Here is a 20,400-nt window from a genome sequence, read left to right on the forward strand (position 1 = left end):
CATTACACCCCTGACCGAAAAAGTAACGACATAACTGCCTGAAATCATCTCTTTTTATGTACGGCATGTCTCACGGCTCCCATTTGTAAAGTTCATAATCATCATCGACTAGCCTATAAAAGTTAGGGCTATAGTCTCCTGAAAGATTTGCGTTTAAGAAGTTAACAACAATTTCACCATAATACTCACTTATTTTTTCGCACACCAATGAATCACTAAAACTTTCTCTGTCGAAATTATCCTTGCAAATAATCTTCAATTTTCATTTTCCTCACATTCTGTAAAGTGTCACTTCGTAGTCTCTAAAAACTTCATCAATAATCTCATATACAATGTCCCAGTCTCCATTAGCCAATCCGCAGCCAATATTATAAGGTAATGCTACCGAATACCCGAACCTCTCCGCTCTGGTTTTTAAGATTTCCAAACTTAACTTCAATGCATCGTAATCAGTGTATACCTTGTTTTTGTCTCTCCCATAGTTTGTTTGACCAAACAGATTAGCTATAAACCTATTATCACTCGCTTTAATTGTCCAACAGCTACCGAGCAACTTATCGCCGTACTCATGACAAAGATCACGGTAAGCAGCATATGTATTGGGATATTTATCTTTTATCGCTTTAGCTACTCCTGATCCCCACACACCTTTGGTGTTCGTCTGGTGTCCAATAATATCTTCAGTTGCATCAAGCAGATTACCTTCGACAATTTTAATCATTGATTACCTCCTATATCTTTATTTCATATCTATACTAACCTCATTTAATACATCGAAAGCATCTTCAAATGACCCATGAAAAACCAAATCTTCTCCCATAGCTCCGCTTATATAAGCAAGCATCTGAGCAAGAAATTCAGGTTCTTTAGACAGAATAACTTCCATCCTTTTTGTGTGTAAACAATCAGACAATTTAGTCACCTCCATACTTTGCAGGTAAAACAGACCTTTTATCTACATCCACCAGTATCGTCTCCACCAAAATAATCGGGGTAAGCAACTGTTATATCTACTTCTTCGGCAATTCGATAAACTGTAAAGTTTCCAAATTTAGCATTCTTCACTTGTTGAACTCGCGTTACAACAGATTCCGCATCAACTATTTCACAGACCTTAGTTACGCCAATATCACCAACAATAATAAATTTCATTTTTCATTACTCCCCAATCTATATATTCTTAATAAAAGAACTCATTATCTGATTATTTATAGTTCTTTGTCCAAGATACTTCTTTGTGATTGCTGTTTTGAGATTGAAATTCCCATCCATTGCTAGTCATATATGCTGCATGTTGAAGGTATTCCTCATAACTACTATATTCGTAGTTTACAATTTCAAATCTAATTTTCGGCATATTAGTATTTTCCTCCTCTATTATTTCAACATCTGATTGCTTATCTTCATTTTGTCTATGTTCTTCCGTAGCCATTGAATCAGGGATCAAATAGCCTCTACAATGCGGGCATATACCATAATCCTCTGACCATATTTCACCACATCCCTCATAATGAGAAAGGTGAAATAAATGTCTTTTAGGGACTCCTATGCATCGGTACATTATGTATTTCCCTCCTAAAATAAATGGTGTTACAACAACTTCACTAAAGTTATTATATCACCATTTATTAACTATGTATATGATTATTTTTGTTTATATAATTCAATTTAACTAATTCTTATATGTTTCTTGTCTGTGACCAATGCAACTCCATCAATCTTCTCACCCTGTTTAAGAGCTTGCAGTAAACCTTTAGTATCCACTTTGTTTGGTTGTGGGATTTTATATGTATCAGGCACTAACCCTTCATTTAGTACTTTCACTGAAGGAGGATTATTCTGAAGTCGAACTTTAAACAAGCCTGCATTTACACTATCGATTTTATTTACCAATAACACTGCTTGAGTATACGACTTCAATCCATCGTATTTGTTTTGAAGATATTTACGCTTCTTGGCTAGACGTTTCTCTTCATCTTCGAAAGCTTTAATATCTCCCTCAATATTTTTCATAAACTTTGCAATATTCTCAACTTTATGCTCAAACTCATCTTCAATTGATTCTAGAGTCTCGACATAAAGCTGGAAATCATCTTCTGTAAAGTCGTCATTATCCCAAGCTGCGTCAATATAATCGTTTAGTGCTTTATACTGATTTCCCAATTCATAAAGTTTGCTCATTCACAGCATCCCTTTTTATGTATTTTTATTTGTGTAAAATCTATGTTTTACTTAGTCCATTAAATTTCATTATTGCTGTATTTCAACATTCCATCTTTCAGGTCATGCATGACACCATTAATAATTTCCCTCATATCATCTACATCAATGGGTTTAGTGAATTTAAATAGTTCCTGTCTACATGATTCAATTAGTTTTTCTAGATGAGCAACCTTATCTTCGACTTTAAGGCCATGAGAGAAAAAACGTTTATCTTTAGTAATTGTCCATTCACTGTCATCTTCATCAAAGTAAATTAGAATTTCAGTATTGGCATGATCTTCATTATGAAGGATAAACTTTACGATATCACTAACCTCTTCTTTGTTAGTGGTACATGCTTGATAGCTCATTCGGCTTTCTCCTCTAAGTAAAATTTACATTTGATCAAGATTCCCATGGCGCATTAAAGATTTTGCCTGTTTTAGTGTCTTGAAAGTTTCTAAGTTTTTCTCCATCAATAAGACGTAAACCATAATCTTTAAGTAAATCCGAATTAAATTCGTTATCATCCATTGGTGAAAAAATCAATACTTTATTGTCTATTGTATAAACACTACATTCGTAGTTCCAAGCATAATAGAGCGCTTCGATTAAGTCTTCTTTTGGAATAACCACATATCCTCCAGCATCCCAATCCCACATAACAAATTTATATTTACCCATTTAATCATCCCTTCTCTTTAAAAGTCCTCTTTTATTCTATATCTTCTAATGATTTTTTTATTTCTAAAAGTTTATTTGGTTTAATAAATACGTGGTCAAATATTAACTCAATAATATATAGCATAATTTTCGCATCTTTTTCTTTTACTTCTACAATTTCTCCTGTGGTCTCATTCTTAAGAGGGTGCGCTCCTATATTTCCAGGTAATCTAATCAATTCTAGACCTTCATAGAGGTAGCTTGGCATATCGATTGACAGCAAGCACTCTTTGATTTCCAAATAAAGATTTTTCTTTTGAATTCCAAAGTGATTTCTAAGTATATTTTGCAAACACCTTCTAGACAACGCAGCACTAGCATTAGGAGATTCTTCTAGGATTGCAGCCGCCTCTACAAAATCTTTTCTAAATTGCTCAGGAACTAATAGTGATGTTATTTGATTTTTTTGAGGGACAAGAAATTCATACTTTCCTTCAAAAATTGCTTGTCTTATAGACTCTGCTTTATGGCTTTCAAGGGTATCTGGAGGAAATTTTAGAATTGATAACTCATGACATAAAGGACAAAGAATCCCTAAAATTGAATATGGATTTTCATTTATTGATATGAGCTTCTTGTGAAATTCTGTTACAGCACTAAAACCTTTATTACAGTATGGACAAAGCATTAATTCATCCTCCTCTAAATTTAAAATTGTTTTTTTCTTGTTACATATAAAATTGCGATTTTATGTTTAATCCTCTTGCCAACTATATTTCTTATCCACTGCTTTATGATCACATACTCTGCAAGTTATATGAGTTAATCCATCATAATCTCCAATGCACTCGATCATATCTTGATCTTCATTTCCACATTTTGTACAAGTAATTTTAAATCCTTTGAATTTAGCCATCTTTGCACTTCCTATGAACTAAAATGTCTATCCACATCAAGACTTTCCAATTGCTCAATTTCCTTGTCATTAAATCCGACCTTATTTAGCCTCAGTAACACTTTAGCCATTTCCCTTTGGGTAATCGTCATTCCACGCTCAACAAATTTGGGTGTTCTTAAAATTGTACCTACAATATCTCTTGCTCGATTCTCATTATATGAAAGTTTATTTCCTTTGAGATACGCCCAATCATTCAACATTGCAACATCGATAACCCCATTGCGATAGTAGAATTGATTGTGTTTGAAATCGAATTCCCCAACAACTTCTTCTGGTTCACCTATCCATTGAGTGATTATTTGAAATTTGCCAACTGAAATTGCGTTTTTAGTAATTACTAATGGTAACCCTTTGTAGGTTCCACCGCTAATATCTGAACCATGATATCCAGCTTGATCCATAAAGTACGTTTTGAGTTTTTCTGCTAACTCATTGGATGTTAAGAAGAAGTCATAATCTTTAGGTTCATGCTCATGATACAAACTATAAATACATCCACCAGATATGTATGATTTATTTCTAAACTCTAAGATAAATTCTTTCGGAAGTAAGAGTTCAAAAATATTGTATTGACGCTCTAGCTCTCTTTTTACGGACTCCGACTTATTATTATGTATAGTATCATCATCAATAATTTCTGTGTGTTTAAAATGCTTCAACACTTTTCTGAATAGGTTCATTCACTACCTCTTTTCTATGTAAAATTCTTATTTTACAAAATTATTTGATTAGATCTCCACATTAAATCCATGTATCCGTCTTGATTATCAATTCCCCAATCTTCAAAAAACGACTCTACTGTTTCTTCCTTGGATATAACTATAAATAAATCCCCGAGCTTACTTATGTATGTTTTTTGAGCTTCGTTTAAATAGTCACTTTTACCTTCCCACTGAACATAAATTTCATCCTTTGAGTCATCATCATACACAATATCGATAACAACAATATCGCCATTAGTTAGACGATCAAAGGTGTTTTGTTTATAGCTATTACCTTCTACAACAGACACGTGATAGTCTGTATTTGCATTTTTGTTAACAACAATTGAAAAAGTGTCACAGGAATCCATAAATCTAATGTCGCCGTAATGTCGAATAATGCTTTTTCTAACATTGGTGACGCTAAAATTTCCTATATATTTAGCATCAACTGATAAAGATTCGCAATTTTCAAAACCAAACACGATCTCTTTTAATTTTTTCAATTAATCTTCACTTCCTATGTATTTTTATTTACTATAGCTCTCATTCTTTCAGCAGCAGCCTGTCTTTGTTCAGGTGTCCAGTTACGACCATTACTCTTAGTACGGAATGAAACCTGTCCATAATCACCCTTGAAGTAGTGACCACCATCTGCATCAACTCGAAGCAGTTCTAAACCAGCCTTTTTGATTTTTGTGATTGTTTTGGGGGAGCAACTGTACACTTCCCACTCATTTGTTTCATCGTTACAGACACATACTGTTTCGCGCTCAATTGCTGTATAACTCAATCAGAATCAGCTCCCTTCTAAATTATATTGTTCTGCAAGTACATACATTTTGTCGTCCACAGGATCATAACCACTTAGAATTTTGACTCCTTCAGCTTCCTCAACTCGTATGTATAAAGTCTTCCCGTCTAAATCGCCCCATTCAAAAATGGGAATATCTTTAAACCAATTCATAAATTATACCTTCTTTGTGTTGAAGCTAACACTATTTTTATTTTTAAAGTATTCTTCTCCTGAAACCTCTCTTTTTGTTGCCTTCCCGCATCTCAAACATCTGCTCACCGATCCAGACTCAAAAATATCCTCGCCACATTTAGTGCATTTTTCTTTCAATTTATTTCTCCTATTCTTAATAAAAGTTTCATTTTATTAGCCTTCCATTTTTATAGTTTTAATTGCATCAATTGAATGAAACTTTGGCTCATTATTTGTGATCTTTAGCCATTTTCTAAATGTTTTTGTCATCATATCACTAAGAAGATCTTCATTCTCAGATGAAACCTTGTATAACCAATAGTCGCTTAACTCACCCGCTCTCTCATAGGAGTCCTCTTGTGCTTGATCGATAATTTTTGAACCGCAGATATTCACAAATGAATCCGATCTTTGTCCTACATCAAAACTACCAACTAGAAGATCATGTTTTCTATTTAGATCAGTAAAATATCTTTTACCTTCCTCAATCGCCTCTTCAATCGTAGCAAAACCATCATTTGGACAATCCCAATTTTCTCCACTACCAGTGTTGTAAATCCATGTTCCAATTAGATTTTTCATTAAAAAACCTCCTTCGCTTAAAATGCTGATTTTACTCGATTAAATAACTAATCTTTTTAGTATGTAATCCAGAATAACTATAAATATCACATTTAAGCGTATTGTCGTTATAGTGCAAATTTTCAATTGTAGCGTTTTGTGGAATTGTTACCCCGAACATATTCCCAATAGAAGACGTTCGTGTAACCGATTTGTTTTCTATAAACTCGTTTTGATAATCAACCCAACTTGATACATCAATCACTCTGGATTGAAAATCATGAATTTGATCATCGACCATTGATACGTTTGTTTCTATTACCGTTTTCAGATATCTCATTCCTTTCTTGGTCAAAGATCGATTTTACTTACTCATCGCTTTTTAATTGGTCTAATATTGTTCTATAATCAGAGACTTTTTCTTTGTAAATTTCAATTCGACTTTGAACTAACTCCAACTTATGCCCCAAATTTTTCTTTTCTCTCTCTAAATCAGGAATGAAATTTTCGTAGTAGTCTAACTGTTGCTCAACAAAATGTTTTGCGCTTTGAATGCTCAGATAAATCTCTCCTTTCCTGATAAATTATCAATTTTACAGTTCTTTAATTTTATCAATAACTTTATAGTATACACTTGGCATATCTTCGTTTTTAATTAAATCTTCTAAAGAATAATTTCCCCACTCGCTTGCATAATTAAGCATATCTTCTTCTAAATATTTCTTTACTTCAATTAGTAGTGATTTCAATTAAGTATCTCTCCTAAAATCTTTATTTTACTGGGTAGTCTTCTTTATAAATTTTTTCATACAATCGTCTTACGTCCACTTGAAAGTATATTTTTTCTGGCTCAAAAGGATCTCCAACTTCAAAAGTCCAATCCCCGATCAAATCTTTCTTAATTTCAACTTCTTCAATTAAACTCTCTTTGTAGTTGGCTTTAAGCACAAACTGCTCGTAGATATCCAGCCCTTCACTGTCATCATATTGCCAATGCAGCAGCGTCACCAGAAGTTCCGAGTTGGAAATTCCTGTATTATGAATTAACTGAATAATCTTTTGATCTGTAAACTTTTCAAAGCGTTTATCATTATTAAAATAATAATCAAAAATATGAATTACTTTTCCTTTATCATCTGTTACTACTTTTGCATATCCATCAATAGGCATAGCCATAAATAGCACATCCTCTCCATCAAATTTATAAATTTACTCTTCATAAAATCCTTTATTGATTTTCTGTATATTTATTTGCTCTATTGGTGGTAACATTGATATAACATCCAACAACATCTCATACTTATGTATAAGTTTAATCCGCTCAATACAATCATTTTCTGAATACACAAATCTATTTGACCCGTATAACTTTTCATAAATACTGTGCTTGGCATCAGCTAAATGAAGCAAAAACTCATTCACATAAACACCTCACATTTACATAGTTCTGTTATACATATATTTCATCTATTCTTTCCGATCAAATACAGGTTTTACTAAATTTCTAATACCAACATCAGGTCAATATCCACGTCTATCTTTGGATCATAATTACATAAAGTATCAAATTCTATATGATTATCTTTTAGATGCTCCAAAGCTTTATCGTGCGATGCCCACATATCGTCATTATTTTTGTCGATAAAAAGGATGTCCTTAGGCATAGTTAAGCCATATGCTATCCACTTATACATTATCCTCTACCTCACCTAGCCGTTCGATAAATTCCTGTACCTTTAATCCATACTCAGTTCTCGATTCTTTGGCTGCTTCAATAACCTGTTTTATGTTTGACCCTTTAGCTTTTACCTGTTTAACCATCTCGTCAACCGAAGTTTCGTTTATGTATTTAATCGTCTTAGTTCTGCTCATCAATATACTTCCATTTTATCTTCAACAATTTGTTTTAAATCGTAAATCTTATCGCGTAACTCCTGAAGCTCTCCATAATCAATATCATCAATTTCTAGGTAACTATATAATTCGGATAATCGTTCAAAGTTAAGCGGTAGCATTGGTGTACCTCCTTTAATCATTTCGCTCGATTTTGATAATTTGATCTATCACATTTACGGCCTTACCTAGTTCATAATTGATAACTTGATAATCAAATCGCTTCTTTCTAAATTTAGTACCATCTTGATGAATACGTTTAAGTCGCTTATCTACATCGTCTCCACGTTTAATCATTCTTTTGTATCTCGTCTGCTTGTCCACTTTTAAGTAGATAGTTACGAATTCAATATCTAGAACACGTTTTTTTAGATCCTTTATTCCATCAGGATCAATAACGTACACATCAGTTTCTAGCAATTGTTCTTTAGTGCTGAAATAGTGATTATTATCAAAATAACTATGAGCGACAATTCGATTTTCCATGTCAAGTTGTTCAAAGTTCTCCACAGTGGTAAAAATATGCCCCCATTCGCTCTCATGTCTTGGTTGACGTGTTGTATAGGACTGGAGGATATTATATCCTCGTCCTTCCAATGCTTTAGCAACCTCTGTTTTACCTGAACCTGAATATCCCATTAGCAAAAATACTTTTTTCATTTGTTGTTATCTCCCCACTTAATCACTCTTACTTTAATATGTTTCTTTCTACCAAAATCTCTTGCTTCGTGCTCAGTCCTGACATACACATCAATTTTGTGACCTTTAATTGCTCCACCTTTATCCTGCACTACCCTTCTACCTACACCATCTATATAAACCACTGTCCCTTTAGGCAATACCTTCCAGTCAGCAGCTATTGTTACGCCAGCCTTTGTCATCTTCCCTGAAGCAGTTCTGCCATAGTCTTTGCTATGTACACTTCTACCCTGATTATTAGTGTAAGCTGTTAACTCAAAGCGATCCCATTTATATGTATATTTCTTGTTTTTAACTTGTTCAATCTTATCCAACTTGGCGACCTTTGTTTCTTGCTTGATAATAGTCGTGTTTTTCATTTCTCGTGCTTGGCTAACACTCTGTAGTTCAGTATTAAATACCGATAGTGTTAGAAGCAGAGAGAGGATTAGCTCACCCAACGTATCACGCTCCCGTTTTATTATGAAGCCCCACTTGTTATAGTGAGGCTATTGTAGGCTCTGGTTGTTCAGTCTTAAAATGCTTCTTATCTAATAGCATTTTCGTTTTAACTGTATGTAGTTTTTCAAATGAAATCAAATTCTCTCTATATTCTCTCATGTTCTTTGCAGTAATATTTTTGCTCAACACTTTATCTAATGCAAGAATTTCAAAATCCAATTGTGGTGCAAAGTCATCGATAAACAGCAAATGATTATGAGAATCCTTATTAAGATTCAAAGCATCATTTTTATAAATACTATACAGTTGTGAAAATGAGTCTGAGGTTGATTTGTAATCCTTAACTGCTCCTTTTGTTCTAAATTCACCAAGAAGAAATAATAATCTCCGCAAATCTGTCTGAAATCTATTTTCTGTTCTTTTATTCATATATCCTCCTATTGATCGGTCATTACCCTTAAATTTTCTATATGCGGTGTTTATACATAATGATGAACACCACATATAGATGTTGTATTATGATAAAATCTGTCTTTTACTGTGTGATGCTATTCTGCCTGTGATTCTTTAAATTCTCGCACAGCGTCATTCAATTCATCCAATACACCAACCATCATCTCAACATGGTTCTTAGTAAAGTCGGTGACCTTTTTACCTTTTCCAAGTCCATTTTCGATGATCTCTGTAACCAAATCGCCTTTACTGCTTTCGTGCAGAAATCTACCAGCAGCAATAATATTTGTCTTCAGTTCTTCAAAATCCAGATCTTGAGATTTAAGTGTCTCTTTCTGCTCATCATAGGTAACAGCCTTAATACCTTCAACTTCTTCTTGTTTTTCAATTGCTTTGATAATTGCTTCTTCCAATGCTTCAGCAGTAAATTCTTTTAGTCCAGTCTGAATGTAGTCAAAACGGCTACGAGCAAAGAATTTATCCGTTTCAGCAAGAAAAGCGGAAGATTTGATTACTTGGTTTTTTTCATCAATGCCATTGGAGCGAACGTAGACCACAATATCACTATTATCAATAACAGGAGCAAGTGCTCTTTTGTCGCCTTTAGGCCAGATCTTACCTTCTTTGTCTTCGGTTTGATGGGCAATGAAGACAACCGTAAATCCTGCACCGATTAGCTTATCAATTTCTTCCCAATAGGCTGTTTCGTACTCTTTCCAAAGACCAAACCCATCTCGTCCAGATGCAATAGTATCTGAGTCATATTTATCACAAATATATTTAGCACAGTAGCGCGCCGATGCTTCAACCTCATCAAAAATAATTGTCTGGTATACTTCTCGCGCTTTAGTTACTGTTGATTTGTGAGTTAGTTGTTTATTAACTTTTTTGAAGTCACTCCAAGTGTTAATTGGGGCAAATGGTACACCAGCAATTGCATTAAGCCCTTTTTCGAATCCAAGATAATAAGGTTTCTTAAAACGCGTTGCTTGCTTGGTTTTTCCCAAGTTGTTGTTACCATATATCGTAATAATTTTACCTTCTAGACCTCTTGCTACTACAGAAACTTGTGGATTAAAAATATCTAATGTTGACATATGTATAAAATCTCTCCCTAATTTTAATGTAAATTAGGCGACTAGCAGCAAACTAGCCGCCAGTAAAATCTTATTTTATTTAAATCTACGTATTCTTCTTATGTATTAAAACGGCAGATCGTCATCTGAAATATCAATTGGCTTACTTTCAGAGAAAGGGTCTTCGTTTGTTGGTTTAGCAAAAGGGCCACCGAATCCATTGTCATTTGATTTATTCCCTTGAGCCTGTTTCTCCTTAGCCTTCTTTTTCTCTTTTTTCTCTTCAATTTCTGCCTCTCGCGCTTTAACTGCTTTAGCTACCAACTTAGTATCAAATACATTTTTATCATCCTCTTCATAAGGAGCAGATCCACCCTTTACCAGATACTCACGAACTGTCTTGTAATCAATCTTTTCCTGTGGTGCTCCAAATCCAACTTCAATTTCTCGCCGTGTAGCAATCTTTTGATTTACAATTTCACCATGTAATGATACCGTATTACCTTTTTCATATGTATTTGTTACATAAGATACCGCATTAGGATCAGCTACTACAGTTTCAAACGGAATAACTGCACCACCGTAAATTGGAATGTATCCCTTAATAATGGCTCTTCCAGTTTCTTCGTCGTTTTTCATTTCCTCTTTTACTGAGACTACCATCATTTCAAACGAAAATTTAGCTTGTGGTTCAAAAACATCTGTTTCTTTGATGCGATTTACAAAGTTTGAGTTAATCTGCGGATAAGACTTCCAACTTCCATCTTGTCCAGCATACTCATTCAATCTAACTGTTCCTGTTGAGACACGAACCTTATCTCCTGTTTTGTATTCATCCTTCATAGTTTTAATGCCTTTGTAAATCCCATTGATACTTTTATCTTTTTTATATTTAAAGGAAAACAGATGAATGGTATGGACAGAATTTTCAACAACTTGGATATCAATTTCTCCTGAAATTACTTCTCTTTTATCTGGAAGTGTACCTTCTTCAATTCGTACTTCTTTAATAGTTCCTTCGATATGTACTGTGTTTTCTGCTTCTTGTAGTGTTTTTTCGTTTGCCATTAATAAATCTCTCCTATTTTATGTATTATTGTTTTTATTTGATATATCTACAAATATGCAACAATAATCTAAATAGGTGGACTTCGCATAGACGCAATATCTATGTTCTCACATCCTCTCAAAATCCCCATTCATTAGTGTTTGTTTCCTCCTCAAATGGTGATCCAATTGCATTAATCGAATCAAGCTTATCTATATCGTATCTATTCGAAGCTATGGATCTTACATTTCCTCCAGTTATCTCTAGTCCTTTTACTGCCGATCCACTTATAATGGTATGTCCATCTATAATTTTTAGTGGAACATAATTGAGTATGTTGCCATGAACTCTAAGAGTGCTACCTTTTGAAATATTGTTCTTAAAATAATCATATACTTCTTTGTTATATATATAAAAGTTGAATGGGACAACATCGCAATCGTTAGAGTTTCTATTTATTACTCTTGTGTCGACTGTATACTCCCCATTTTCATTTAATGGGATAGCATCGACATAAACAATTTCTTGACTAAAGAAAGCTTCTGGATGTTTATTTTTGAAATTATAGTTTTCTAAAACATATATTTCTCTAATCACATATTGCTCTTGTGAGTTTCCTTTATACTCGTTCAATTGCAATGAACCCTTTACAAGCACATTCGAGCCATCTTTAAGATGCTGTTCAAAGTATTCTATAGCGTCCCATGCAATAAGTGAGAAGTCATCATTGATATTTCCACAACCAAGATTTACTTTAACTTGATTTGCATAACGATAATTACTGTATTTGCTGTTATATAAATCATCCCATTCAACTGTTAAAGATTCATCTGCATTTGTTCCACGTTTAAACAATTTTACATTACTCGTTTTCGATCCAAACAACTCAACATATACAATTGAACTTTCAGACACTTTGATTCCAAATTGCACTCTTTTCCATTTGCCACTTTCTGTTTGACCTTCTGTATATGCTCTTTTATCGGCTAATCCAACAACAGTTCCTCGAAGAACAAAATTTCCGTATGTAGGAGATAAATTCATCTTTCTCTTCCACCCTATTTATTCAAAGTTGCTACAATATAATATCTAATCAACTTCAGCACATCCTCTCTTATTTTATTCACATTTATATAATCACACATTACTGTGTGTTATTTTTGGTGGGTCTTAAGGGACTCGAACCCCCGACCAATCGGTTATGAGCCGACCGCTCTAACCAACTGAGCTAAAGACCCTTATGTATTGCCTTTTGGTAACTGTCTATCTTGATAAAAGTATTCTTTTACTAGATGCTGCTTGCTACTCTTTTAATATACTATGCACATAGATTATTGTCAACAATATTTTTATATTCATTTATAAATAAAAATTCTTGCCGAACAACTCTGCTCGGCTTTTACCTTACACGTATAGTGCTAATTCCATAAATCTAACATATGGGCCTCGCTCATTATGTATGGCGTATATACGAGAAGGATCGCTAGATTTGAGCTTAGAAAGTTTATTGATACCGATGCGTTCTTGACAAAGCCTCTCTAATGCTGCGAGATTATTGATTTTATAGCTGTCAATAAATTCTTCAATATTTTTATACTTGTTTTTTTCTAATTTTTCTTTTCTTTTTTTTATAAGATACCTATTTATCTCTTGAATTCCTCCATCTGAACAGTTGTATCGAAAATCTTCTATGTCAGCATCTGAAGTGATCAGAAAATAGATAGTATCCAGTAAATTAACAGCTTTGTTCTTAATTTTATAGTCAATGATTAACTTTTCAACCATAAGATTATCTCCTTTTTCTTAGATGTGGGTTTGTGCTTATAATTAAATTATACTTTATTACTAGAATTAGACAACTAGAGTTCAGTACTACCGAATTTTTATTGACATTATCTAAATTTTGGATTTACATGTATATTATGAGTCGAATAATGTCGACAAGCATTTAAGAGGAACATTTGTTCTCTTTTTTTCATTGTAATACCTTTTGGCAATAATAACAACTATTTTATTTGTTTTTCATATAAATAAAATATTGTTATATTTATTTATTAAAGAAATTTGACGTTACTTCCTGCTAAGTATTTTTTTAATCACCTCTTTAACCTTGCTCTTTCTAGGTGTCGAAACAGTTATTACGTGCTTTTCGCACATAATGATGTTGTTATTTTTTTCATCATATTCATGGTCTTTGTTTAAATTGCCTAGTGTACCTCTATCAGTAATTGCAAATCCACTTTGTTCTGAAAGAAGTTCGTGTATCTGATCGGTAGCTATGCAATGTACATATTCCCCATCACTTGTTATGTATACAGTCCTATTTGTATAATTGATTTTCTCGTTTTTTGAACAAATTATCGTATCTATGTCAAGCCACTCGGCAACTTCACTAATTTTTTTCCCATTTCTTTTTAGTACAGGAATAGATCTTAACATTAAATAAATCACTCCTAAATGATTATCCCACCCTCAAAAATAGAGGGTAGGATAATATGTAATTATTTACGTTTAGGCGCAGGAGGACAATTGAAAAGCGCCCAAGAAGCTGGTTGTACATTAACTACTGAAAGTAGTGTAAATACAGAACCAACGAAACTAATAATCGCTAGTTTTTTATTCAATCCTATTCACCTCCTTTACAAAATTGAAGTTCACAAGTGATAAGGATTGTGTGAATAAACCCAATATAAACGAACCATTGTCGAGAAAAAAAGATATAGATACAAATAGCAGTGATGCATACTTAAAGTATATGTGTTTTTCAGGTCTTACTACGGTATTTTCTACTATATTTGATGGTGCATAAATTAAAACAATTAGAAAAGCAACTACCCGAAAAATGTAAAGCATCACTTCTGGTAATAGAGGAACAAGACTTAATACTACAATTAACAAAATTGAAAATAAAAAGCAAATGTCTGCATTTTTTATGTGATATCCACCAGATAACATTCTTAACAATACAAAACCCAATACTACACTAATTATAGTCCACAAGTTACCAATGATTATTCCTATTATAAGAATCAATATTAAAGGTATAATGTTGCTGATTAAAAATCTCATTACATGTAATGTATTTTCTTCATCCGGAAAATTATCTTTATATTGCGATTTTATTATTCTATCAGTCACTTTGTATGCAACATGGTCAGTGATTGTATCAGTGTTCAATTCTACTTCTCTCCATTCTTATGCCCATATATAGCAAATTAATAAAACAAAGCAGCCATATAATCGATCCAAAAAGAAATTTATTTAGGTCATAGGTAATACCAACTAATACCATTACGCATATGGGAATTATTGTGATGAGTAAATTAATTTTTGTCAGTGAGAATTTCATTGAAAAGTTATAACTAATAAAACTAAACCACAAACCTTTTTTTACTAGCCTCTTTGCCAGCAAAAAGATGATTGTATCACTGCCGATTTGATATGCATATCGAAGAAAATCATTGTTTTTTATATCTGCTAGTGACAAATGTGTAACAGGATACATAAACCAAACAAACAAGCTTTGTATAACCAAAATTACAACTAAACTCAATACTGCTGTAAAAATAGAGTATAGCGGTGAAATTTTAAAAATGAAAATTAAACATAATATCATTGCAATCATATTAAAAAAAGGAGAAAGATTGCTTGTAACAGGCTCTAAACTATAAAAATATGTAGCAATAGAAATCATTATGTTTGTGATTAGGATTTCATATAAATTTTCTTTAATATTTATCCTAAATATTGAGAAAGCAAAATAAAATACTACAAAGCCTTCTAATGCTGATAACAATATGTATAACAATGCTTGCATAATTTAAATCTCCTTTGTATAAGCGAATATAATATCTTGTAAATACATAATATCATCATAAATGAAATTAGTCAATAAACAAATATAAAAAGATAGAATAAGAAATTCTTATTCTATCTCAGGATATACATCAAACAAAGTTTCTAAATTTAAAAATTCTCTTGTATATGGTGTGCTTGCTATGTGCCCATCCTTAGCAATTCCCACATTAAAATGTCGGCATATTGCCTCGATTTCTTCTCTTTTTAGTTTATTCGTTTCTTCATATAGATCCCTTGCCATTTTTAACATGCCTGAATTTCTTATGTTTATTGCACTTAGATAATCATAACCTTCCATTATACCAATATTTTTAATTCTTTGTCTTATTGCAAATGTCCCTGTCTTCCCATCATCAGCTGAAGCTTTACCAGCTCCTTTTATTACATAGGGAGAAGGGACTAACTTTTTCACTCTTCCACCCGTACCCATTATACTTTTATATTCGGTTTCTTGACTAGCTTCTTGCATAAGCCTTAACAAAGGATCTGAAATTTTCAAAAACCTTGTTTGTTCAGTATTATCTTTATCAATATTTCTAAGCAAAACTTTATGGCTGTCTGCGTCGATATCAACTAACTTTAAATTAAGTAATTCGCTATTATTTCTACCCATTATCCCTTCGAACAAAGCTTGTATGATGACAGCATCTTGGCGACTCTCAAGACTGAATACAATTTTTTTCACTTCTTCTTCGCTGAATATTAACTTGTTTGTTTTATCCACAAAGGACTTGTAAAAATCAGTTTCTCCTACTATATCAAGCGGATTAAGGTTAATGGTTCTCAAGTCTTGTTGAATTGCCCAACCTATGTAAGCATTAATGACCGAACCATTAGTAAGTGAGGCCTGCACAGTTTTAGGAGATAAATAATTGAGTAATTCTTCGATTTCATCCAAATTAAAATCATAAAGGTCTTTGTTCAAATTCTTTTCTAAGCGACTTGCTCTTTTTAGTACCCTAGAATGAACCATATAAGTGTTTTCTGTCATATCTTTTAAAAACCGCTTTTTCTGCTCTCCATTGAAAAAGTCGTTGTCATATATTTTATTCATATTAAATCACCTCGTTATATTTTTTATTAAAATACTCAATTATATTATTTTTGGCTCTTTTCGATGCATAATACGCTTTTTTATCATTCAATAATGAAATCAACGCATTATCCGAGAAATCAATTTCATCTATAACTTCATTAATTTCTGAGATATCACGTTTAGAATCAAAGAATTTTTTTGCTATCACCGTATATCCTAAAAACATCAGAGGGTGATTTTTGTACTGATCTCTATATTTTTGCGGATCTCCTAAAAACTCATCGTAGTAATAGCTTAACAAATACCCAAAAAACTCAATTAAATATTTTGCAGTTTCCTTATACTCCTTAAAATTTGCTGGAGAAAAAGTATGTTCAATAGCATATGAAAGAATTGAGAAAGTTGTTAATTGATCAGCAATTTGACTTATTCGAGGAGCGGAGGCAATTTTATTTCCCTTCAACTCGGATTTCGGATTCGTTTGTAAGTCTTTAACAACCTGATCTGAATATTTTTCTGCCTTCAATTCTTCTATGCGCTCTTTTTTTACAATATTCACAGTGTTTATTTGTCCAAAATATCTTTTTGCAGTGTCCGTATCATACACTCTTACTGATAAAATCATTGTGAATTTTAAATTTGGATTTATTAAATGTGCTTTCACAAATCCCTGTAATCGGTGAAACCCATCTAGTATAGATACAATTGCTCCTTCGCTTATTGTTAGATTTCGGTTTGAGGAATCAAAGTACACTGGGTTAGTTTCAAAAGAGTAAACATTTAATGTCATCATGTCTGGTAAATAGGATTGGTTCAAAACGTGTTTGGCTATGTCAGCTACACTTTTTTTATTTACATCTGGGACTGGCACAACACCATCGCGGCCTTCTTTATACTTTGCGCTTCTTTGAGTTTCAAAATTATATTCAATTATATTAGAGTGATACATTCTTACCAATAAAGTACTTTCTATCTTTGTGACATAGGTCTGTTCATCTAATTGTATTACATCATTTAAAACAATTGGCAGGTTCAAACTCTCTCTCTTGAATACATCTTTTATAATATATTCAGACTCTTCAATTTCTTTTCGACTAAAAAAAATATCTGGGTCAATTTCTTTGTCCCCAGTAGTTTCATATATGGCATTCATCAATACTGCCAAAAAAGGAATATCAACTGTATCAAGACTTAAACTGCCTCTTGATACTTCATTAAAAACTCCAAAAGGCATCCCCTTATTAGTAATATTCTCGACAATTTGGTTTACAATTTTGGCTTTACTTTTAATTTTTTTAATTTTCTCAATCAATATTTCTTCGGCTTCAGTGCGATCTTTCTTCATTAACTCACCTACTTCTCTTTTGTATTATTATAACACAAAAATAATAAAATAATACCGGATCAATAAGTGTCATTTTTATATAAATCAAAAATTTCTACATGGTTGTTCCCAAACCAAATCAATTTTTTGGTTATTTTTCTTAACTCATCTATGTTGCGAATATTTTCAATTTTTTGTATTAATCCCGATCTAACTTTTTTATAACATGAATCACAAAAAACATTTCCTTCTTCAGATGGAGTAAACTGGTTAAAGCAATCCTCCATATTGCATATTAAATCTTTTGTTGCATGCCCTTCTGGTCGAAATTTAGATTTTCTCATAGCTTGATCCCAATTGAGACCTTTACTTCTCAAAGATTTTTCAGATGGTTTTAACTTTAATTTTATATAATCTGTTTTGGATGGAATATAGCCAATTTCTTTAATTGTATTTTTCAAAGCCATCAAAATATCGTTTTCATTTAAATATTGTCCTGATATTCTGACTCCTGCTTCTACAGCTATCTTATCTATACCAAAATGCTCAGATATATAGTCCCACTTGGGTTCATAATCTTTTTCTTCATAACTCCTCCTATTTACGCTTCCATTTTTTAGATTTATTAATTTGAAATTGCTAATAGCCTTTTTCTTGTTCTTAACCAATATATATTCATCTTTGCTATATATATTTGCCAGTTTCAAAAAATCTTTGAATCCTATTTTAGTTTTACGATTAAATGTATCCCAAGTAACTGTTGTCTTTTTATCTCTGAATTGATCGAATAACTCAACAGTAAGGAAGCCCCCTGCTTTTTCTGCGGCAACTTTTGCTTCTTGAATGAAATGATCTATATTCATTTTTAACTCTCCTTTGTTGCTATCTCTCAACAAAATACCTATTAGTCATATACCAAGCCTTACCCTTCACTGTATCAACCATCCCCTTCTTACTATCCAAAAACACAATATCACCACATTCTTTGCAACCCCATTTGTTCCTTCTATATGTTGATTCCTCTATATAAGAAGCTCCACATTTACATTCTACCTGAATCAATGTCTTATGCTGACTGTATGCTTCTGCTAACTCTTCTTTAGCCTTACTTGCTACTGCTGGTTGCTGTATTGCTGCTACATATTCCCTTTGCTCAGAAAATTCATTATGTACCTTAAAATCTGCTACAAGCTCAGGATTCAATCCAAAGTATTCTTTACCCACTGTTGTTACATACTTACTGCCTACACGATACGATTCTATCCAGTCCTTTATTTGTTTGGTGGATAGATTTACAGTTCCTTTAATACCGCTATTTAGCGTGTAGGTCATAATATTAGTTTCCATAATACACCCCCATTTAAATATACTATAAGCGATAATTATTATCAAAGAGTAAAAAATAAGCGTAGCATAATTTATGCCCGCTTTCTTATACTTATTTAAATTATTCTTCTATTACATTATTAACCAACCCTTTGTCAAACTCTTTAACGACCTTTGTAAGTCTGACCAGATTCAAACTTTTCTCTTCTTTAAAATATTTTATATGTAACTTGACTGCTGCTACAGCTCCATTTAAAGCTTCTATACCATAATCTTTATAGATATTTAACAAGTAATATTTTGTTGCATCTGTGGTCATCTTTCTCTTAAATGCTTCGCCTTTCATCATTGAACAAAAATCAGAAATGTATGCCAAAGCTGTCCCTCTATGCATACCTGATAGCAGTGAAATATGACTGAGCGCAGAACTAAGCTCCATCTCATTATGATAAACCTTTCTAGAGTATTTATAAGCGGTTTCAATCATATGCCTTGTTAGAATTTGGGCCATTTCTCCATTCACTCCTCATGATGATCCTCTATCCACTTATCTAGATCAAGATTTGTTTTTACTACTTTATTTCTGTCTGAATCCCATATACGAAAACCATTAGCCATAAAATTATTTAACTCATGCGCTTTTTCTGCTTCAATATTAACAAATCTCCATGTTTTCAATTTGTGCTCTCTATCGTAAGCTGTTAATTTCATTAAACGATATCTTTTCATGGTAGCTGTCCTCTAAGGATGTATTTTTTTACTGTTATTTCACCGAAAACTCTGCTAGAATAAAATGACAAATACACCCTACGCCCAAATCATAGGGAGTGTATTTGTCTTATTATGTTAGTGACACGAAAAACGTATCACCTGTGTTATATTATAGGATTTATCCGTTTTCGTGTCAACCCTTATTTGTAATTACTGGAGGATATGTTTATGTCATGGGTTGACATTAATCTTAAAGCAATTCTTGAAAAACTAGACTTAAGTGAAAGAGAGGTTGCAAGAAGAACGGGTATAAGACAAGCCACTATAAATAACATGTGTAACAATGATATAAAACAAATTTCACTAAAAAATCTTGCAATAATTTGCGATGAACTTGGTATTGAAATATCTGAGTTACTTGTTTTAAATAACAGCAGTAGAGAGGACTAATCTCCTTTGCTG

At 32.7% G+C, this 20,400-nt stretch carries 39 protein-coding genes and 1 tRNA gene; 1 reads left to right on the forward strand and 39 read right to left on the reverse strand.

Annotated features, from left to right (window positions below):
• Nucleotides 1-271 precede the first annotated feature (271 nt).
• The 39 genes from ACU1JV_RS00575 to ACU1JV_RS00765 form a co-directional block, all read right to left on the reverse strand.
• Nucleotides 272-721, reverse strand: a complete 450-nt coding sequence (locus tag ACU1JV_RS00575) for a macro domain-containing protein (protein ID WP_190297336.1) — start codon at nucleotides 719-721, stop codon at nucleotides 272-274.
• Nucleotides 722-739: 18 nt separating this feature from the next.
• A complete protein-coding gene (locus tag ACU1JV_RS00580; protein WP_223821896.1) occupies nucleotides 740-913 on the reverse strand; it encodes a hypothetical protein in 174 nt (57 codons plus the stop codon).
• Nucleotides 914-951: 38 nt separating this feature from the next.
• Nucleotides 952-1,152, reverse strand: a complete 201-nt coding sequence (locus ACU1JV_RS00585; protein WP_190297338.1) for a hypothetical protein — start codon at nucleotides 1,150-1,152, stop codon at nucleotides 952-954.
• A gap of 52 nt (nucleotides 1,153-1,204) precedes the next feature.
• The gene (locus ACU1JV_RS00590) at nucleotides 1,205-1,561 is read right to left on the reverse strand and encodes a hypothetical protein (protein WP_190297339.1); all 357 of its coding nucleotides are present in this window, start codon (nucleotides 1,559-1,561) and stop codon (nucleotides 1,205-1,207) included.
• Between the two features lie 107 nt (nucleotides 1,562-1,668).
• Nucleotides 1,669-2,181 (reverse strand): siphovirus Gp157 family protein, encoded by a 513-nt coding sequence (locus ACU1JV_RS00595; protein ID WP_190297340.1) that lies wholly within the window; start codon nucleotides 2,179-2,181, stop codon nucleotides 1,669-1,671.
• 59 nt (nucleotides 2,182-2,240) lie between these two features.
• Nucleotides 2,241-2,573, reverse strand: a complete 333-nt coding sequence (locus ACU1JV_RS00600; protein WP_413986401.1) for a hypothetical protein — start codon at nucleotides 2,571-2,573, stop codon at nucleotides 2,241-2,243.
• A 34-nt stretch (nucleotides 2,574-2,607) separates the two neighbouring features.
• Nucleotides 2,608-2,886, reverse strand: a complete 279-nt coding sequence (locus tag ACU1JV_RS00605) for a hypothetical protein (RefSeq protein WP_413986402.1) — start codon at nucleotides 2,884-2,886, stop codon at nucleotides 2,608-2,610.
• 31 nt (nucleotides 2,887-2,917) lie between these two features.
• Nucleotides 2,918-3,553 (reverse strand): DUF4145 domain-containing protein, encoded by a 636-nt coding sequence (locus ACU1JV_RS00610; protein WP_413986403.1) that lies wholly within the window; start codon nucleotides 3,551-3,553, stop codon nucleotides 2,918-2,920.
• Between the two features lie 66 nt (nucleotides 3,554-3,619).
• Complete coding sequence (locus ACU1JV_RS00615; protein ID WP_161627011.1) at nucleotides 3,620-3,781, reverse strand: hypothetical protein; 162 nt, start codon at nucleotides 3,779-3,781, stop codon at nucleotides 3,620-3,622.
• Between the two features lie 11 nt (nucleotides 3,782-3,792).
• On the reverse strand, nucleotides 3,793-4,503 hold the full coding sequence (locus ACU1JV_RS00620; RefSeq protein WP_413986404.1) for a hypothetical protein: 711 nt from the start codon (nucleotides 4,501-4,503) through the stop codon (nucleotides 3,793-3,795).
• Nucleotides 4,504-4,535: 32 nt separating this feature from the next.
• Entirely contained in the window at nucleotides 4,536-5,030 is a 495-nt protein-coding gene (locus ACU1JV_RS00625; RefSeq protein WP_446724456.1) for a hypothetical protein, read from the reverse strand.
• A 14-nt stretch (nucleotides 5,031-5,044) separates the two neighbouring features.
• Complete coding sequence (locus tag ACU1JV_RS00630) at nucleotides 5,045-5,317, reverse strand: hypothetical protein (protein ID WP_446724457.1); 273 nt, start codon at nucleotides 5,315-5,317, stop codon at nucleotides 5,045-5,047.
• A 6-nt stretch (nucleotides 5,318-5,323) separates the two neighbouring features.
• A complete protein-coding gene (locus ACU1JV_RS00635) occupies nucleotides 5,324-5,491 on the reverse strand; it encodes a hypothetical protein (RefSeq protein ID WP_446724458.1) in 168 nt (55 codons plus the stop codon).
• Between the two features lie 3 nt (nucleotides 5,492-5,494).
• Nucleotides 5,495-5,650 (reverse strand): hypothetical protein, encoded by a 156-nt coding sequence (locus tag ACU1JV_RS00640; protein ID WP_446724459.1) that lies wholly within the window; start codon nucleotides 5,648-5,650, stop codon nucleotides 5,495-5,497.
• Between the two features lie 36 nt (nucleotides 5,651-5,686).
• Nucleotides 5,687-6,094: a hypothetical protein gene (locus tag ACU1JV_RS00645; RefSeq protein WP_446724460.1), complete on the reverse strand. Its 408-nt coding sequence runs from the start codon at nucleotides 6,092-6,094 to the stop codon at nucleotides 5,687-5,689.
• 572 nt (nucleotides 6,095-6,666) lie between these two features.
• Nucleotides 6,667-6,822, reverse strand: a complete 156-nt coding sequence (locus tag ACU1JV_RS00650) for a hypothetical protein (RefSeq protein WP_413986409.1) — start codon at nucleotides 6,820-6,822, stop codon at nucleotides 6,667-6,669.
• A 22-nt stretch (nucleotides 6,823-6,844) separates the two neighbouring features.
• Nucleotides 6,845-7,249, reverse strand: a complete 405-nt coding sequence (locus ACU1JV_RS00655; RefSeq protein WP_413986410.1) for a hypothetical protein — start codon at nucleotides 7,247-7,249, stop codon at nucleotides 6,845-6,847.
• Between the two features lie 33 nt (nucleotides 7,250-7,282).
• Entirely contained in the window at nucleotides 7,283-7,495 is a 213-nt protein-coding gene (locus ACU1JV_RS00660) for a hypothetical protein (RefSeq protein ID WP_413986411.1), read from the reverse strand.
• A 74-nt stretch (nucleotides 7,496-7,569) separates the two neighbouring features.
• Nucleotides 7,570-7,767 carry a hypothetical protein gene (locus tag ACU1JV_RS00665; RefSeq protein WP_413986412.1) on the reverse strand — a complete coding sequence of 66 codons (198 nt, stop codon included), beginning with the start codon at nucleotides 7,765-7,767 and terminating at the stop codon, nucleotides 7,570-7,572.
• Nucleotides 7,760-7,945 carry a hypothetical protein gene (locus ACU1JV_RS00670; RefSeq protein ID WP_413986413.1) on the reverse strand — a complete coding sequence of 62 codons (186 nt, stop codon included), beginning with the start codon at nucleotides 7,943-7,945 and terminating at the stop codon, nucleotides 7,760-7,762. Before ACU1JV_RS00670 ends, ACU1JV_RS00665 begins: the two co-directional genes overlap by 8 nt.
• Entirely contained in the window at nucleotides 7,945-8,088 is a 144-nt protein-coding gene (locus tag ACU1JV_RS00675; RefSeq protein ID WP_193373359.1) for a hypothetical protein, read from the reverse strand. Before ACU1JV_RS00675 ends, ACU1JV_RS00670 begins: the two co-directional genes overlap by 1 nt.
• Nucleotides 8,089-8,101: 13 nt before the next feature.
• Nucleotides 8,102-8,626 carry an AAA family ATPase gene (locus ACU1JV_RS00680; protein ID WP_413986414.1) on the reverse strand — a complete coding sequence of 175 codons (525 nt, stop codon included), beginning with the start codon at nucleotides 8,624-8,626 and terminating at the stop codon, nucleotides 8,102-8,104.
• Entirely contained in the window at nucleotides 8,623-9,105 is a 483-nt protein-coding gene (locus ACU1JV_RS00685) for a 3D domain-containing protein (RefSeq protein WP_029517991.1), read from the reverse strand. Before ACU1JV_RS00685 ends, ACU1JV_RS00680 begins: the two co-directional genes overlap by 4 nt.
• A 37-nt stretch (nucleotides 9,106-9,142) precedes the next feature.
• Nucleotides 9,143-9,535 (reverse strand): hypothetical protein, encoded by a 393-nt coding sequence (locus ACU1JV_RS00690; protein ID WP_029517992.1) that lies wholly within the window; start codon nucleotides 9,533-9,535, stop codon nucleotides 9,143-9,145.
• A gap of 119 nt (nucleotides 9,536-9,654) precedes the next feature.
• Entirely contained in the window at nucleotides 9,655-10,656 is a 1,002-nt protein-coding gene (locus tag ACU1JV_RS00695) for an ATP-binding protein (RefSeq protein ID WP_446724461.1), read from the reverse strand.
• A gap of 105 nt (nucleotides 10,657-10,761) precedes the next feature.
• Nucleotides 10,762-11,703, reverse strand: coding sequence for a hypothetical protein (locus tag ACU1JV_RS00700; RefSeq protein ID WP_446724462.1), 942 nt, complete (start codon nucleotides 11,701-11,703; stop codon nucleotides 10,762-10,764).
• Nucleotides 11,704-11,821: 118 nt separating this feature from the next.
• On the reverse strand, nucleotides 11,822-12,727 hold the full coding sequence (locus ACU1JV_RS00705; protein WP_446724463.1) for a hypothetical protein: 906 nt from the start codon (nucleotides 12,725-12,727) through the stop codon (nucleotides 11,822-11,824).
• 117 nt (nucleotides 12,728-12,844) lie between these two features.
• Nucleotides 12,845-12,921 (reverse strand) — tRNA-Ile (locus tag ACU1JV_RS00710).
• Between the two features lie 166 nt (nucleotides 12,922-13,087).
• A complete protein-coding gene (locus tag ACU1JV_RS00715; RefSeq protein WP_446724464.1) occupies nucleotides 13,088-13,468 on the reverse strand; it encodes a hypothetical protein in 381 nt (126 codons plus the stop codon).
• Between the two features lie 285 nt (nucleotides 13,469-13,753).
• The gene (locus tag ACU1JV_RS00720; protein WP_413986417.1) at nucleotides 13,754-14,122 is read right to left on the reverse strand and encodes a hypothetical protein; all 369 of its coding nucleotides are present in this window, start codon (nucleotides 14,120-14,122) and stop codon (nucleotides 13,754-13,756) included.
• A gap of 62 nt (nucleotides 14,123-14,184) precedes the next feature.
• On the reverse strand, nucleotides 14,185-14,307 hold the full coding sequence (locus tag ACU1JV_RS00725; RefSeq protein WP_322152716.1) for a hypothetical protein: 123 nt from the start codon (nucleotides 14,305-14,307) through the stop codon (nucleotides 14,185-14,187).
• A complete protein-coding gene (locus ACU1JV_RS00730; protein WP_446724465.1) occupies nucleotides 14,300-14,860 on the reverse strand; it encodes an accessory gene regulator B family protein in 561 nt (186 codons plus the stop codon). The genes ACU1JV_RS00725 and ACU1JV_RS00730 overlap by 8 nt, the downstream gene beginning before the upstream one ends.
• Nucleotides 14,850-15,500 (reverse strand): hypothetical protein, encoded by a 651-nt coding sequence (locus ACU1JV_RS00735; RefSeq protein WP_446724466.1) that lies wholly within the window; start codon nucleotides 15,498-15,500, stop codon nucleotides 14,850-14,852. Before ACU1JV_RS00735 ends, ACU1JV_RS00730 begins: the two co-directional genes overlap by 11 nt.
• A 108-nt stretch (nucleotides 15,501-15,608) precedes the next feature.
• The gene (locus tag ACU1JV_RS00740) at nucleotides 15,609-16,595 is read right to left on the reverse strand and encodes a phage lytic cycle repressor MrpR family protein (protein ID WP_413986420.1); all 987 of its coding nucleotides are present in this window, start codon (nucleotides 16,593-16,595) and stop codon (nucleotides 15,609-15,611) included.
• 1 nt (nucleotide 16,596) lies between these two features.
• Complete coding sequence (locus ACU1JV_RS00745; protein ID WP_413986421.1) at nucleotides 16,597-17,922, reverse strand: hypothetical protein; 1,326 nt, start codon at nucleotides 17,920-17,922, stop codon at nucleotides 16,597-16,599.
• Nucleotides 17,923-17,981: 59 nt separating this feature from the next.
• Nucleotides 17,982-18,764, reverse strand: coding sequence for a hypothetical protein (locus ACU1JV_RS00750; protein WP_446724467.1), 783 nt, complete (start codon nucleotides 18,762-18,764; stop codon nucleotides 17,982-17,984).
• 19 nt (nucleotides 18,765-18,783) lie between these two features.
• A complete protein-coding gene (locus tag ACU1JV_RS00755) occupies nucleotides 18,784-19,248 on the reverse strand; it encodes a hypothetical protein (protein WP_446724469.1) in 465 nt (154 codons plus the stop codon).
• Nucleotides 19,249-19,348: 100 nt separating this feature from the next.
• Nucleotides 19,349-19,738 carry a hypothetical protein gene (locus tag ACU1JV_RS00760; RefSeq protein WP_413986424.1) on the reverse strand — a complete coding sequence of 130 codons (390 nt, stop codon included), beginning with the start codon at nucleotides 19,736-19,738 and terminating at the stop codon, nucleotides 19,349-19,351.
• A gap of 8 nt (nucleotides 19,739-19,746) precedes the next feature.
• Nucleotides 19,747-19,956 (reverse strand): hypothetical protein, encoded by a 210-nt coding sequence (locus tag ACU1JV_RS00765; RefSeq protein ID WP_413986425.1) that lies wholly within the window; start codon nucleotides 19,954-19,956, stop codon nucleotides 19,747-19,749.
• 210 nt (nucleotides 19,957-20,166) lie between these two features.
• Here ACU1JV_RS00765 and ACU1JV_RS00770 point away from each other — a divergent pair, with 210 nt between their 5' ends.
• Nucleotides 20,167-20,388, forward strand: a complete 222-nt coding sequence (locus ACU1JV_RS00770) for a helix-turn-helix domain-containing protein (RefSeq protein ID WP_413986426.1) — start codon at nucleotides 20,167-20,169, stop codon at nucleotides 20,386-20,388.
• Nucleotides 20,389-20,400 lie beyond the last annotated feature (12 nt).

Source organism: Paenibacillus sp. T2-29, assembly GCF_052921365.1.

Excerpts from the sequence above, each read along its gene's own strand:
- ACU1JV_RS00575 (WP_190297336.1), bottom strand. The coding sequence starts at position 721 with ATGATTAAAATTGTCGAAGGTAATCTGCTTGATGCAACTGAAGATATT.
- ACU1JV_RS00585 (WP_190297338.1), bottom strand. The coding sequence starts at position 1,152 with ATGAAATTTATTATTGTTGGTGATATTGGCGTAACTAAGGTCTGTGAA.
- ACU1JV_RS00590 (WP_190297339.1), bottom strand. The coding sequence starts at position 1,561 with ATGTACCGATGCATAGGAGTCCCTAAAAGACATTTATTTCACCTTTCT.
- ACU1JV_RS00595 (WP_190297340.1), bottom strand. The coding sequence starts at position 2,181 with ATGAGCAAACTTTATGAATTGGGAAATCAGTATAAAGCACTAAACGAT.
- ACU1JV_RS00600 (WP_413986401.1), bottom strand. The coding sequence starts at position 2,573 with ATGAGCTATCAAGCATGTACCACTAACAAAGAAGAGGTTAGTGATATC.
- ACU1JV_RS00605 (WP_413986402.1), bottom strand. The coding sequence starts at position 2,886 with ATGGGTAAATATAAATTTGTTATGTGGGATTGGGATGCTGGAGGATAT.
- ACU1JV_RS00610 (WP_413986403.1), bottom strand. The coding sequence starts at position 3,553 with ATGCTTTGTCCATACTGTAATAAAGGTTTTAGTGCTGTAACAGAATTT.
- ACU1JV_RS00615 (WP_161627011.1), bottom strand. The coding sequence starts at position 3,781 with ATGGCTAAATTCAAAGGATTTAAAATTACTTGTACAAAATGTGGAAAT.
- ACU1JV_RS00620 (WP_413986404.1), bottom strand. The coding sequence starts at position 4,503 with ATGAACCTATTCAGAAAAGTGTTGAAGCATTTTAAACACACAGAAATT.
- ACU1JV_RS00635 (WP_446724458.1), bottom strand. The coding sequence starts at position 5,491 with ATGAATTGGTTTAAAGATATTCCCATTTTTGAATGGGGCGATTTAGAC.
- ACU1JV_RS00645 (WP_446724460.1), bottom strand. The coding sequence starts at position 6,094 with ATGAAAAATCTAATTGGAACATGGATTTACAACACTGGTAGTGGAGAA.
- ACU1JV_RS00655 (WP_413986410.1), bottom strand. The coding sequence starts at position 7,249 with ATGGCTATGCCTATTGATGGATATGCAAAAGTAGTAACAGATGATAAA.
- ACU1JV_RS00665 (WP_413986412.1), bottom strand. The coding sequence starts at position 7,767 with ATGTATAAGTGGATAGCATATGGCTTAACTATGCCTAAGGACATCCTT.
- ACU1JV_RS00670 (WP_413986413.1), bottom strand. The coding sequence starts at position 7,945 with ATGAGCAGAACTAAGACGATTAAATACATAAACGAAACTTCGGTTGAC.
- ACU1JV_RS00675 (WP_193373359.1), bottom strand. The coding sequence starts at position 8,088 with ATGCTACCGCTTAACTTTGAACGATTATCCGAATTATATAGTTACCTA.
- ACU1JV_RS00680 (WP_413986414.1), bottom strand. The coding sequence starts at position 8,626 with ATGAAAAAAGTATTTTTGCTAATGGGATATTCAGGTTCAGGTAAAACA.
- ACU1JV_RS00690 (WP_029517992.1), bottom strand. The coding sequence starts at position 9,535 with ATGAATAAAAGAACAGAAAATAGATTTCAGACAGATTTGCGGAGATTA.
- ACU1JV_RS00695 (WP_446724461.1), bottom strand. The coding sequence starts at position 10,656 with ATGTCAACATTAGATATTTTTAATCCACAAGTTTCTGTAGTAGCAAGA.
- ACU1JV_RS00700 (WP_446724462.1), bottom strand. The coding sequence starts at position 11,703 with ATGGCAAACGAAAAAACACTACAAGAAGCAGAAAACACAGTACATATC.
- ACU1JV_RS00705 (WP_446724463.1), bottom strand. The coding sequence starts at position 12,727 with ATGAATTTATCTCCTACATACGGAAATTTTGTTCTTCGAGGAACTGTT.
- ACU1JV_RS00715 (WP_446724464.1), bottom strand. The coding sequence starts at position 13,468 with ATGGTTGAAAAGTTAATCATTGACTATAAAATTAAGAACAAAGCTGTT.
- ACU1JV_RS00720 (WP_413986417.1), bottom strand. The coding sequence starts at position 14,122 with ATGTTAAGATCTATTCCTGTACTAAAAAGAAATGGGAAAAAAATTAGT.
- ACU1JV_RS00735 (WP_446724466.1), bottom strand. The coding sequence starts at position 15,500 with ATGCAAGCATTGTTATACATATTGTTATCAGCATTAGAAGGCTTTGTA.
- ACU1JV_RS00740 (WP_413986420.1), bottom strand. The coding sequence starts at position 16,595 with ATGAATAAAATATATGACAACGACTTTTTCAATGGAGAGCAGAAAAAG.
- ACU1JV_RS00745 (WP_413986421.1), bottom strand. The coding sequence starts at position 17,922 with ATGAAGAAAGATCGCACTGAAGCCGAAGAAATATTGATTGAGAAAATT.
- ACU1JV_RS00750 (WP_446724467.1), bottom strand. The coding sequence starts at position 18,764 with ATGAATATAGATCATTTCATTCAAGAAGCAAAAGTTGCCGCAGAAAAA.
- ACU1JV_RS00755 (WP_446724469.1), bottom strand. The coding sequence starts at position 19,248 with ATGGAAACTAATATTATGACCTACACGCTAAATAGCGGTATTAAAGGA.
- ACU1JV_RS00760 (WP_413986424.1), bottom strand. The coding sequence starts at position 19,738 with ATGGCCCAAATTCTAACAAGGCATATGATTGAAACCGCTTATAAATAC.
- ACU1JV_RS00765 (WP_413986425.1), bottom strand. The coding sequence starts at position 19,956 with ATGAAAAGATATCGTTTAATGAAATTAACAGCTTACGATAGAGAGCAC.
- ACU1JV_RS00770 (WP_413986426.1), top strand. The coding sequence starts at position 20,167 with ATGTCATGGGTTGACATTAATCTTAAAGCAATTCTTGAAAAACTAGAC.